Here is a 12,331-nt window from a genome sequence, read left to right as displayed (position 1 = left end):
ATTAATTGTTTAGACTAATGCCCAACATAATTCTATGTCAGACATAAATGATTGAGAAAATCGAGAGTATCCGTAAGGATTGGAGAAAGCCATGGTTCACAGAAGAAGCGTTACAATGGCCCTGCAATCTTTCCGGACGCGAGTATAATGGCATGAATGCCATTATGTTGCTTATACATTGTGAAAAGGAAGGTTACAAGATTCCGCGCTTCTGCACTTTTGAGTGTGTACAACGGCTCAACAAATCCGATAAGGACAATCAGGAGAAACCTCGTGTTTCTGTACTTCGTGGAGAGAAATCATTCCCAATCATGCTGACTACATTCACCTGCATACACAAGGATTCTGGTGAGAAGATTAAGTATGATGACTACAAAAAACTATCTGATAACGAGAAGAAGGAATACAATGTTTATCCTAAGATGCAGGTATTCCGAGTCTTTAACGTGGCACAGACCAACTTGCAGGAGGCAAGACCGGAGCTGTGGCAAAAACTCGAAAAGGAGTATTCGCTACCGAAGATTGAGAACGGAGAGTATTTCAGCTTCGCTCCCGTCGATGCGCTGATAAAGGACAATCTGTGGATTTGTCCGATCAAACCACAGCATCAGGATAACGCTTACTACTCTATATCGAGAAATGAAATCGTTGTGCCGGAAAAGGAACAGTTCAAATCTGGAGAGGCGTTCTATGGAACACTATTCCATGAGATGACACACTCGACCGGTGCGGAAGGAGTTCTCGACCGTATCAAGCCGACAACTTTCGGCTCGGCAGAGTATGCGCGCGAAGAATTGGTAGCCGAGTTAGGCAGCGCATTGGTTGCCCAACGTTACGGCATGACGAAACATATAAAAGAGGACAGTTGTGCCTACCTCAAAGGATGGCTCGACGAATTGAAGGAATCGCCACAATTCATCAAGACAACTCTGTTGGATGTGAAAAGAGCGGCTTCTCTGATTACCCAAAAGGTGGATAAGATTGCACTGGAATTGGAGCAGAACATTGATGAAGAGCAAACAGTAGCACCGAAAGAAAAAGTGTATTATTCTTCCGTGGCCTATCTTCAGCTTACCGATGACACGATGCGGTTGGACGCATTCAAGGATAAGGGGGACTACGAAGGACTGCTGACTCTCGCCAAGGAGTATTATGACGGTAACGGCATTAACGAAGAATATACTTATTCTTCTCCCATACAGAACCGAGGAGACAATCTTTTGATTGAGGACAAGGATTTTGCTGTGGTGTACAATGGGAGTGTCGGGGGAACTTATGAAGTGATGCTGAAATTCACGGAAAAGGAAGTACGCGACCATATCAGGCGTTATGGTATCGAACATGCTGGAGATACATTAAAAGGGGTAGCCAAGGAGATGGCTGCGGAACAATTCGCTATCATGACACAACAAAAGATTCCTGCATTTGAAATGCCGAATGGTGATGTGCTGTATGTCAGCTATAATAAAGAATCCGACATGATAGATATCGGGCCGGTTACTAATGCGGGACTTGTCGCACAACATCGTTTCCCATACGACCATAATGCTTCGTTGGATGCCAACCTGCAAACCGTGAACGAAAAGCTGAATAATATGGAGGAATACCGGGAAGAGTTACAAGAAGCAGAGTACAGCGGCGGAATGCGCCGATAAAACGGAAAAAGATGCGGAGCTGTTTGCTCCGTACCTTTTCTTGAATTTATTTTATTACTCTAACAAATTATCTATCATAGACTGTAAATTTGTTATATCGCAATACTGATTATGTCCCCCTCTGTAATCTTTCGCGTGTTGGGCTGTCCGGATTAAGAAAGAATCGAGTTCTATTTTTACACCGCTACCCATTCGGGACAAACCGGAAGAGTGACTGATGTAAACGAATTTACCGTTACGTTCTATGAAACAAGAGGTATTATAATGCCCCTTTAAGTTGAATGTTACTTTTGCGCCAACGGCTGTTGCGTACTTGGAAATCTCACGTACTAAGGCCGTTTGGAAACTGCGGTATTTTTTTGAAACATAGACTCCTGCATCTGCAAGGATTGCGTTCTGCCATTTGGTATAAAAATTCTGTGCCATATTTTTAATATTAATTCTGTAAATAATTCTCCCAATTCTCTTTGTCAATAGTTAATTTGTTCATTTCCCAATCGTATTCCACTTCCGGCATATCAGAATAAGGGAAATACACAGTGTAGCCTATCTGTCCATAAGAACAATGTAGCGGTATAACGCAAATCTCCTGACCACAATAAGGCTGTGGCGTACAATATTTCTTCCAATCAAAACGACCTGCTGCTATATTGCAGCAAAGTAATTTTAGAGTTACTATACCTTTCCAACTCTGAAAATCTTTTTTATAACCTTTTTTCATACTACTAATGTGCTATATTATAATAAACTTCGGGTTCACTTGACACGTTGTAAATCCAGCTTCCGCAACGTACCAATAGAGCATTCTTGCCATAATAGAGTTTCTTCATTCCGGTTATACTTCCTGTTATGTGAAAGTTAGGGAAACGACTGATGTCTATTTTCTGTGCATCGCATCTGTAGAGTGTTTTAGTTCTCATTGCATTTATTTTTTTAAGTTGTTTTTTATTTCCCTCTTCTTGAAGCCTTCCGACTTTACCCAAGAGGTTGTTTCATGTGCATTTTCAACGGTGGATGCAAGAACTATGAGCAAGTAACCGGAATGAAATTTTATGAATACCGGAATCTGTGATTGCGGAAGGTTACGTCAAATTTCATTTCAGGTAGCAACAGCGGTACTTGAACATCGTTTGCCACCGTACCTTTGCGCACGAAACAAACAATGGTGCATGTCGGGACTGTGAGAATGTAATACAATTAGAACAGGTAATATAGAATCGGTAAAAGAGGCTGTGAATTGGTAACAGAGGTTCGGCAGAACATGGTCTATAAAAGTAACCGGACTGTTATATAGGAAGATGATAACCACCCGCTTGAGTTGCGGGTGGCTTTAAAAAAATTATATGGAGTATCAGAAGTGATAGTCGATGACTCCTCCGATATAGAGTATCGTTCCCGGTTCAAGCGTACAGACAAACTCCATAAATGCAAAAGATTTTTCGGCAAATGACTGGTATCCCTCTCCGTCCAAATAGAAATGATACGCAATATCCAATGGATTTTCCAATGCCTTTTCAAGTTGATAAACAGGGCCTACAAACTCCAACATATTTTCCGTCGTAATAGCTTCAGCTTTCTTACGGATGTTAGTCACAAAGTTCTCTTTCCATTGTTCCACACCACCAATGTAGCGTATGGTGTCATCACCTACAAGTTCGAACATATCTTTTGGTAGAGCAGTATTGACCAAATAACGAATATCCTCCTTACGTTCTTCGTCATCTATCTCCGCACAATAGTCATAGAAACTGCCATCTCCTTGATGGAGAGTGTCTTCATTCAGATAGTTTTCTTTTTCTATCCACATTTTAGAAATCTGAAAAATTCGGCTGTGCATAATTTTGAAATTTAAATGATTAAACTTTATTCCCTTTACTTGAAGCTCTTTCGGCTTCTTGTCAGGAATGATTTTTATGCGAAATTGACAGCAAGGAAAGGATGGATAAGGCAAGTAAACAGTGAATGGAATGAAGTGGAATACCCAAATCTTCGATATGCGGAAGGCTGCCACAAGTATCCGGGAACTGTTAGCGCAGCGTTACTTGACGACCATTCTAAAGCTGTATCTTTGCATACAAAATCTCTCAGATAAGAACTGCCGATGTGCGATATAAAGAATATCTATAAAAGACTGGAGAAGCACTCTGAGACTGTATAAAAGGACTGAAGGCGACAAAGTCTCCAATCTGCATGAAATCAGAGAAGCTTATCGGATAATGATAGTTCGCTGCACGCTGTCAGCATACCGTCATTTCGTTTTCTGCATCGGATTAGTCTTAGCCTGCGGCATATTCATAGATGTTACAGAAAGAATTGTCGTTTTCATCTTTCCGTTGTTCGGCAATAGCAAGAATTTCTGTTATTGATTCGACAGACTGACCGCTTATCACCTCAAACCACTTGAATACTTCTGTCTGGTTGACAAAATATTCCTTGTACCATTTGTCGTCTGGAGTACATAGGTCTGCAATGTACTTTTCGGGAAAGTATTTACTCTCTTGGTCATTTGTCCAGTACTCCGCCAGACCCGACTCTTCCGATTGATAGAAATAACATAGTGTTGGGAATTTCTCACATACCAGTTCAAGTGTTTCATCACACGGAAACCAAGCCGTTTCCGTTGTGAATTTCAAGAATGTCAGGCCAATAAATGTGTTATACTGTTTAGAAACGGAGTACGACGAGTAAAAAAGGAATAGGACCGGTTGTGGGAGTTCGGTGGAGCATGGCTATAAGAGTAATCGGGCTGAATATACAATACAAGGAAATGCTATCCACCCGCTTTGGCTACAGGTGGATATGTTATTGTCATTCCGCACCTCTCATGATGGTGAGTTGGTCGGGACGGTTAGGAAACCAATAAGAATCACTGTCAATATATACACATCTGCCACTATTACAGAGATTCCCAAAAGCTAAGACCTCACAAGGTCCAAATATCACTCCATAATCGTTTGTAAACGCCACCATATCTCCCACACTCAAGTCGTTTTCCGTATCCATCACCTTGGAAAGGTGGTCGTAAAACTCAATACCTTCAGCTTCACGTTCTGTTTTCCAACGCAAAAAGTCTTCTTTATGACTTCTACCGGTATGTATCGGTGATAATTCAGAAGGAAAAACCTCCGCTTCCGAAGTATCAGATGCAATCAAAATAACGCTATCCTCTTCAATGTTTTCCGGAATAGAAGCCACTTGGTAAACCCCATTAGACAGACCACTATCTGGGTCATGCCAATAAAGAAGATTACCCAACTTGATAAAATCGTATTTTCCCATATTCTTTGATTTATTATTTCCCTTTGCTTGAAGCTCTTTCGGCTTCTTGCCGGGGATTGATTTTTATGCAGGATTAACAGTGGAATAAGGGCGATAAGACAAGTAAACAGTAAATGGAATGGAACGGAATACCCAACCTTCGAATGTAAGAGCAGAAGCAGGCTTGTCCTTTTATACCTTGCAATGAGAAGGGGACTGAAAGTCAATCTTTGATTTGAGGAAGGCTGCCGTAAAATATCCAGGAACCGTTAGCATAGCGGTGCTTGACAATCGTCCGGACACTGTACCTTTGCATATAAAATCTCTTCGGCCAGATTTGCCGATGGTGCGATAAGGGAATACTCAGAATGGAAAAACATAAAAAGGGGTATCATATTATAGGCGAAATATATAACAGAGCTAATATAAGTCCTAAAAAAATATTTTTGCTATCTTTGCCAGCGTATTATATAATATTAAGAACATAACAATGGAAAAAACATTTACACAAATCTGTGAATTGTTCGATCAATTCTCAAAAGATGCCAACCTCCAGATGGAGAAAGGCAACAAAGCTGCCGGAACTCGTGCCCGCAAAGTATCACTTGAACTTGAAAAACTTCTCAAACAGTTCAGAAAAGAGTCACTTGAAGCATCGAAATAATTTTCATTCTGGTTCTGACAGTAGGAAAATGGCGAACTTCACGTGTACCATATCGAAAAAGCCTCTTCGCTTCACAGCGGAGAGGCTTCATTGATTATGACAAAGTTAAACATCAATTATGCGAAATTTCTATTTCGCTTTTGGAAAAAACAACTCCACTTTCGTATGTCTGTTGGCTTCCACGGGCGTATAGTCGGCAATTCCACCTTTGCTAACTCTGATAATCCGCTTGGCTGGTATTCCACGTTGTTCCAGTTCTGCGGTAATAAAACCTGCTCTCGATATACTCAAAGAATCATTGATACTTGATGTTCCTGTAGAACTGTCAGCAGCACCAGTTACCCTCACGGATAAACTGTATTTCTTAGCTACACGAGCCAGTTCGTCAAGATTAAGCCTCTGTGAGGTATCCGTCAGATGTGTCGTATTGAGAGCAAAAAAGAAATAGATGGGTGTACCGATGCACTCTCCATCAGCGTATGAAAGAACCGTGGAATCCATAGCGAGGGTGTCCTGATGGGCGGACTGCACATTTCGGGAAGCCGTGTAATTATATGATGGCTTTCCATTCTCTGTCTGAAGAATAGTCGTGTCAAGAGGTGACGACCCGTCCCAATAGCTATGCTTCAATCTTGCACGAAGCGAGTTCAAACCGCTATAATTATTTATAGGATATCTGCATCCGGTTATATCGTCGTTGTCAAAGATATGGCTATATGTATCGAGTAGTCCTTCGATTTCCAGAATTTTCTTTAATTCCACGAGTGTTCGCTTATCTTGATTGTGACGTCCCACATAACGCCTGTTCTCCTCCGAAAGGAAGTTGCCATAATCGACAAGCAGTTCGTTCCGATGGATGTATGGTGCCGTATCCACCGCGCGCTTCCAGCCGACCTTACCGAGATGAAAGGTGAATCCGGCAGTCAGCGAAAGCATGTGATCGCCCAGACGGTTTGGATAGCCATATCCGTCGAAATCCTGGAATGTAGTTGTGTTAGAGAGTTCCAGCATAGCACTAACCCGTTTGGAAATACGGTATTGTGTTAGTATGCCGTAAGAAAGCGCAAAGGGATTGTTCCCGTTGGTGGCGTTATGTAGCAGACCGACACCCATAAAGGGTGCAAGCCTCCAACGTACCTGTTCCTGTCGGGCATATCTGCGTCCAAGGAGATTCCACAGGAGATCTGCATGGATATAATGGTAGTCCTGCGTAGATAATTGTGCATCCTTAAACTGCAAGCCACTATAATTTACCCTTGCGCCGACCAAAGGAGTAAACCATTTGCCGACGGCGAGGCTGTACGAAGGTTTCACTCGTCCAAAAAGGTCTTCACAACCGAGAGGTGTACCAAGAAAAACTGTCGCACCTCCGGATATGCTAACAAACCAGTTGCCGGTTCGAGATGCCGGAAGTAGCACCCCGTTGAGATAGACGGGCTGCATCGGTTGAAGCAATTCCGCTACTTCATAATGAATAGTGTGTCGTACAGTGTCCTTCTGTACGGGTTGTACACTTGCTTGTGCCTGCAACGTGCAGAGCAAAGCGAAGATGAAAATAATTTGTTTCGTCATATTCCAATGATTTCATTAGTTATACTTTTAATCTGGTGTAAGGCGTATGCCATTTACCGTTTAGATTTCTTGCCGATAGTCGAGCGCATCATGCGGCTCGCCATCCTCATACAGCGAAGTGCCCATGCTCGATTGTCCTCGTCCTCGTCGCGTCCCCATTTGAGGTCACTCCCTCCGCCTCCACCACCATGTGATTCGGCAAATGTAGTGGCATCATCTACCATTCCGAGAAATAGCATTGTCGCACAGTGCATGATTTCCGTACCCCGCTCGGCGATAGACTGTACCAGTGAACCGTCAAAGAGCTGCCGTTCTGAAACATTCATTTGTGCCGATGCGTTACGATACTCGCTGATTACACTCTCCAGTAGGACGTCTTTAAACAAGCTATCCACTTTGGAGTGTACATCACGGGAATATTGATAGGCCTCCTCTTTGAGTTCTTCGGTACGTTCTTCAATGGCTCCCATATCCTTTTTCAGTTCGATGAGTTGCCGGTCAGCCGTCTGCAACTTTTCCTGCTTGTCTGCCAGTTGCCTGATGATTCCTTGCAGCTCTTTTTCCAACATTTGTATTTGGATTGCCAATTCTGCCGCATTGCCTTTGTTTTCTTTTAAATTGTACTCGGCTGCCGATAACAAGGTTTCTTTTTCAGTTTTCTGCTTTTCAAGATTGCTAACCATTGTCGTAAGCCCTTTGACTCTGCGTTCTGCCAACCGGATGTCTGATTGAAGTTCACCCAATACCTGTTGATGGAGTTTGATATTATCCTCGATTGTTGTACACTCTTCAGACAACATTCGGCGGTATTCCTCAGTCGTTCTGTGCCGTGCACCCGTTTCGGATATGCTTGTTCCTCTTGACATTCCCCACTTTGTATTGACTTCTGCGAAAAAGTCCGTATGAAGTTGTTTCATTCTTGCACTATATTCAAACTTATCCTTACCGGCGAAGATTTCCTTGTACGCAAAGCGACTATCCTTGATTGGCAGAAGCGTACAGTGGATATGCGGGTTCAATTCATCCAGATGTACAATGAATGCAGCGATGTTCTGCTCACCATATCTGCCACAAACGAATGAATAAACATCCTTGGCCCAGCGTTCAATGTCACGCTTCCGTTCGATGCGGGTATTGTCCGCACCTTTTTCAAAGTCCACCTGTTGCGTACCGAAAGCAAGTTCCTGCATTCGCTGCCGTGAACCGCCGAAGATGATATTTACCACCGTGCGGTATTTTGGCTCGAGCAGCCCCTCATTAGGATCTTTGATTCCACGGTGACTTAATATGTCCGCCATCCGTTTGGGAATGCTACGGCTTGTGTCGATGGGATGTATTTTACCTCCGGGCGCAATCTCGAAGTTCAGCCGTTTACGCGTAGGATCATAATTTCCCTTACTCATAGCGTACTTCTCTGCCTTTTCACTACGGTCACGCAGATGTTCATTACTTTGGGCGGTGGTAATCCCTTTCGACACCTGCACGTCGAGTACCTGTTTTTGATTTGCCATACGTTTTTCATATTGTTTCGGACAATCTACCGTGTCCCAGCTTGCTGCTTGTTCGGACACCCTTCCCACCAACGTCAGGCAGGTGGGGTATTAGGCTCCCCCTTCCCTTTGTTCGTGGCAGGCGGGCAAGCCCGGATGCCTTCTATAACTGGCAGGGGGGCTTCACTGGATACAAAAGTGGATTGTTGCGGTTATACATTCTGTTTTCAACCTCCAATCTGATACGTTGCCTCCTGTGCCTTTGCCGCAAATGCCAGAAAAGGCTTAAAAAGCGTTTTAAGGAACTCCCTGTCATCTTCATCATAATCGGAATTTTCATCCCTATCTACATCAAGAATAAGCCCGGCAATACCTTTCGAAGTTGCAATAAGTCCTGTCCAGTCCCCATACAATTCCAATCGGAAGTAGTCCATAAACTCTGTACTGTCATCGAATCTCGACTTACGCAGTGCCCGTTGTATAGCGGCAAATGTAATGCACTCCAAAGCTACCATACGAATCTTGACAGCTCGTTCATCATCATCCGCTGCCGGATTGATGCGAATGATACTGTCCGGAGATGGGCAGCTATCGCATATGCCAGCTTCATCCATTGCCCGACGAACAAGTTGCTCACACTTGATTCCGATCTCGTCAAGGGACACTTTGCCGATTATCCAATCGGACAATGCCTCACGTAGCTGTTCTGCAAGGTTCAACTTCTTCTGTCCATTGCAAGACTCCGTGGATTGGCTGGTTTGCACAGTCATGGTAATGATGACGCTTTTGGAAAGCCGGATGCGATTCAACAAGCCGAACTCTTCCATTACATCCAAAAAAGAACGGACAGTAGCCCTATGCCAATGCCATTCCGATGAAAGGTCAGAAACAGTCACGTGGCACTGGTTGGGTTGAAGTTCGTAGCCTTTGTTCCTTAAAAAAAGGGGAAACAAAACCTGCCAAAGATTTATCCAATAAATCACAGAAGGCTTCTGTCTTTGTTTTTCGTTCACCGACTTTCTCCTTGAGGTAGTCAAATACTTCTCTGTCTGCCAATATAGGGACAGCTATTTTCTGCTTGGTTTTCATTTTCATTTCATTTTTTAATTATTACTACTGTGCGGATATATCAGTGTTGCCGCTATCCGCATCTTGCGGCAATATCGCGTGATGATGGTCATAATAACTTTCGGCTAATAGTCTGGGGAATTTCATCCATTCAGAGATTATGCCTATGTCCTGAAATTCGGTCATAACCCGAACAGAGGGATAGAACAGGGCAGCCAAAAGAAGATAGGCGGCAGTTACCGCCGTTGTGTACAAGTGTGGAACAAAACTGATGGCCAAAGCCACCAATGAGAGTATGACAAACATACATGGTCGGTCACATAAACCTCTTAACAATCTGTCCGCTCTCCTAAATGAATATATAGTGGCACAGATAGCAGTTGAAAGAAAAACACCGAACTCGCCAACATGTCCGCTGATGTAAACATAGTGGAAGAGCAATAGCAGAATCAATACGACCTGTACATATAGTTTACGAGCCTTTACACTGTGTATCATAGCATCGTAGAACCTTACCATAAAAGAACGGTGGCTTTTGTACAATGCTAATGGCAATACGAAAAGCGTTATACAGAAGATAAGTTGTAGTATATTCCAAATCATAAATAATAGGGTTTCTCGCGTATTTGAATGGGGGATATCATCAACTCTAATTGGACAATATTGTGGGTGGCCAATAGGATGATAACTTCGGCGTCCCTCGGTGAAAGGTATATCGCTGCTTTCTTAATACGTTGCTTGAACGTATGCTCCTGCTTACGGTAGGCTGCCAATGCCTTATCCAGTTTATGTTCCGGAATTGTCCATGTCATGCCTTTGGCGTATGAGCCTTTGTCTTTGCAAGCCCGCAGTACCAACGTGCGGGAAACAATGTAATTGATATATCCGTTTCTTGACAAAGCATACTCCTTATAGAAATTGTCATCAACAACCTCTATCCATGTCCGGTATTCCCTAATCCAATAAACCATTTGTCGGTATAGTGTGTCCCGCATAACATGACCATTAAAGGAAATCCATCAAGAGATCGTCTTTGTTCTTCTTATACTTGAATGTGCCACTTTTGGAATGAAGATCCAAATCAAGGCACAGCTCGCCGTACATCTGCTCAAGAGAATCATAGATGGTGACAAGAATGCTATTTACCTTACCGTCTGCATCTGTCTTGCAATTCATCTTGAACATCTGTCCAAATGCCGGGTTGGAGTATGCACAGGTGCTATGCCCGAATTTGTCAGCGTGCGTGGGGATGTGGTGGTAGAGAGTTATAAGCTCCATATCGTCCTCAAACAGATCCATCACTTCCTCCAAATCGTAAGGGTCGCGTAGCGGGAAGGTCAGTAGGGCGTAGTCACCGTAGAATTGTGCTTCCTCCATTATCGTCACATCGAGTAGTTGCGGTAGTTGCAGAGGGACAAATGTCATAAAGTCATTGAAAAAATGTCGTAACATATTCATTTTTTATATTGTTAGAGCGTCTGTATGAAAATATCCATAAGCATTCCTGGCAGTTCAGTCAGTTGACCACTTTCCGATTGCAGGATTCGGCTCAAGGTTTTGAACGCCACAGGTGTCTGTGCCGCCATCCTGTCAAGTTGTTTCCGTTCTTTATCGGAAAGCAATGTCATAGAGAATCCGTCCAGTGAAGTATAAGGGTGGATAAGCATCCATATATAAGCATGTGCTTGCGAAGAAGTCTTGATTTTTTTGTTCCGAACATCTTCTATACAAATCTGCATATTTTGTATTTGGCGACGATTGGTGCGCATTGTCAAATAAAGCATAGCCTCCCGATAGGTAATCTCCTTTCTCTCAGCGGCAAAGAATATCTGCGAACAACACTGTTCAGTACCACGTGTGATGTCAGCCATACTCTCACCTTCGAAATCGTGCAAGTGAGAGAGGAACGCACGGAATATAGCATCTTCTTTAGTGATATAAGTAATCAGTTCATTGCGGCTATGTATGCCGTTACGGATAGTTCGGGTCAGTAACATACGGTAAGCCGCAAGGATTTCCTCTTTGTTACCCTTATGAAGCGGAAGATTATCCAGTGAGTTGAAAAACGGGCGGATTTCTCCAGCGGCATGATGCAGTTCCTCATCATTGTTATAAGGTGAGAACTCTCCTTTGAGAGCCAAAAGTTCCTGATAAGTACGCGTCTTTGAGAGGGCTAAGCGTGAGAACTCAGTGCGGATAGAATCATGCAGTCTGATACACTCTTCACGCTGATTGGAATGGGGGTGGCTGAGCGTATCATTCCGGAGATACCTAAAAACAGAGTCTTTTACTGTTTGCCATTGTAGGATATGCTTGGTCAATACTTGAAATGAGGAATCTTTCTGACGTCGTATATTGTACAAGTACTCCCTGTATATTCCGGCAGGATCGTTCGTAGCTTCAGACAATGATTTGCCATTTCTATCGCTGCATGATATCAGGCCCAATATGGCCAATGAAACGATACATCTTCCAGTCAAAAATGATGGAGTCTTGTAGTATGATTTTAAAATTTTCATATTTAACAATTCATATTTAACGATGCAAATCTATATATTATTTTTATTGTAAAAGCCCTTTTATATCGCATTTAGTATAATTTTTGGTATCATATTAATAATATG

Annotated in this window: 14 protein-coding genes and 2 pseudogenes; 3 read left to right on the top strand and 13 right to left on the bottom strand. The window is 42.9% G+C overall.

Going from position 1 to position 12,331, the window contains the following annotated elements; genetic code table 11:
* Window positions 1–47: 47 nt before the first annotated feature.
* Window positions 48–1,655 (top strand): annotated as a pseudogene (locus DW039_RS15180) (zincin-like metallopeptidase domain-containing protein); the annotation flags it as partial.
* 54 nt (window positions 1,656–1,709) lie between these two features.
* On the opposite strand, the gene DW039_RS15175 reads toward DW039_RS15180, so the two are convergent.
* From DW039_RS15175 to DW039_RS15160, 4 genes are all read right to left on the bottom strand, one after another.
* Window positions 1,710–2,081, bottom strand: coding sequence for a hypothetical protein (locus DW039_RS15175; RefSeq protein ID WP_004308703.1), 372 nt, complete (start codon window positions 2,079–2,081; stop codon window positions 1,710–1,712).
* A gap of 10 nt (window positions 2,082–2,091) precedes the next feature.
* A complete protein-coding gene (locus DW039_RS15170; protein ID WP_004308705.1) occupies window positions 2,092–2,376 on the bottom strand; it encodes a hypothetical protein in 285 nt (94 codons plus the stop codon).
* Window positions 2,377–2,380: 4 nt separating this feature from the next.
* Window positions 2,381–2,575: a hypothetical protein gene (locus DW039_RS15165; RefSeq protein ID WP_004313635.1), complete on the bottom strand. Its 195-nt coding sequence runs from the start codon at window positions 2,573–2,575 to the stop codon at window positions 2,381–2,383.
* A 431-nt stretch (window positions 2,576–3,006) separates the two neighbouring features.
* Window positions 3,007–3,492: a hypothetical protein gene (locus DW039_RS15160; protein WP_004323429.1), complete on the bottom strand. Its 486-nt coding sequence runs from the start codon at window positions 3,490–3,492 to the stop codon at window positions 3,007–3,009.
* A 15-nt stretch (window positions 3,493–3,507) separates the two neighbouring features.
* Here DW039_RS15160 and DW039_RS21320 point away from each other — a divergent pair, with 15 nt between their 5' ends.
* Window positions 3,508–3,747 carry a hypothetical protein gene (locus DW039_RS21320; protein WP_008659509.1) on the top strand — a complete coding sequence of 80 codons (240 nt, stop codon included), beginning with the start codon at window positions 3,508–3,510 and terminating at the stop codon, window positions 3,745–3,747.
* Window positions 3,748–3,931: 184 nt separating this feature from the next.
* Here DW039_RS21320 and DW039_RS15145 read toward each other — a convergent pair whose 3' ends face one another.
* The gene (locus DW039_RS15145) at window positions 3,932–4,288 is read right to left on the bottom strand and encodes a hypothetical protein (RefSeq protein WP_004308712.1); all 357 of its coding nucleotides are present in this window, start codon (window positions 4,286–4,288) and stop codon (window positions 3,932–3,934) included.
* Window positions 4,289–4,463: 175 nt separating this feature from the next.
* Window positions 4,464–4,934, bottom strand: coding sequence for a hypothetical protein (locus DW039_RS15140; RefSeq protein WP_004308716.1), 471 nt, complete (start codon window positions 4,932–4,934; stop codon window positions 4,464–4,466).
* A gap of 469 nt (window positions 4,935–5,403) precedes the next feature.
* On the opposite strand from DW039_RS15140, the gene DW039_RS15130 reads away from it, so the two are divergent.
* Window positions 5,404–5,577, top strand: coding sequence for a histone H1 (locus DW039_RS15130; RefSeq protein ID WP_004308720.1), 174 nt, complete (start codon window positions 5,404–5,406; stop codon window positions 5,575–5,577).
* Window positions 5,578–5,706: 129 nt separating this feature from the next.
* On the opposite strand, the gene DW039_RS15125 is transcribed toward DW039_RS15130, so the two are convergent.
* From DW039_RS15125 to DW039_RS15095, 7 genes and pseudogenes are all read right to left on the bottom strand, one after another.
* Window positions 5,707–7,149: an OmpA family protein gene (locus DW039_RS15125; protein ID WP_004308721.1), complete on the bottom strand. Its 1,443-nt coding sequence runs from the start codon at window positions 7,147–7,149 to the stop codon at window positions 5,707–5,709.
* 53 nt (window positions 7,150–7,202) lie between these two features.
* Window positions 7,203–8,660: a MobV family relaxase gene (mobV, locus tag DW039_RS15120; protein WP_004323434.1), complete on the bottom strand. Its 1,458-nt coding sequence runs from the start codon at window positions 8,658–8,660 to the stop codon at window positions 7,203–7,205.
* Between the two features lie 206 nt (window positions 8,661–8,866).
* A pseudogene (locus DW039_RS15115) lies at window positions 8,867–9,728 on the bottom strand (MarR family transcriptional regulator).
* 24 nt (window positions 9,729–9,752) lie between these two features.
* Window positions 9,753–10,310: a hypothetical protein gene (locus tag DW039_RS15110; RefSeq protein ID WP_004323436.1), complete on the bottom strand. Its 558-nt coding sequence runs from the start codon at window positions 10,308–10,310 to the stop codon at window positions 9,753–9,755.
* A complete protein-coding gene (locus DW039_RS15105) occupies window positions 10,307–10,702 on the bottom strand; it encodes a hypothetical protein (RefSeq protein WP_004323437.1) in 396 nt (131 codons plus the stop codon). The genes DW039_RS15110 and DW039_RS15105 overlap by 4 nt, the downstream gene beginning before the upstream one ends.
* A 10-nt stretch (window positions 10,703–10,712) precedes the next feature.
* Complete coding sequence (locus tag DW039_RS15100) at window positions 10,713–11,159, bottom strand: hypothetical protein (RefSeq protein ID WP_182425109.1); 447 nt, start codon at window positions 11,157–11,159, stop codon at window positions 10,713–10,715.
* Window positions 11,160–11,176: 17 nt separating this feature from the next.
* Window positions 11,177–12,226: a hypothetical protein gene (locus DW039_RS15095; protein WP_004323439.1), complete on the bottom strand. Its 1,050-nt coding sequence runs from the start codon at window positions 12,224–12,226 to the stop codon at window positions 11,177–11,179.
* Window positions 12,227–12,331 lie beyond the last annotated feature (105 nt).

The sequence above is a fragment of the Bacteroides sp. AF39-16AC genome, from assembly GCF_003602735.1.
Taxonomy (GTDB): domain Bacteria; phylum Bacteroidota; class Bacteroidia; order Bacteroidales; family Bacteroidaceae; genus Bacteroides; species Bacteroides uniformis.
Note: the sequence above shows the minus strand (reverse complement) of the source record. Positions and strands in the feature narration are given on the sequence as shown.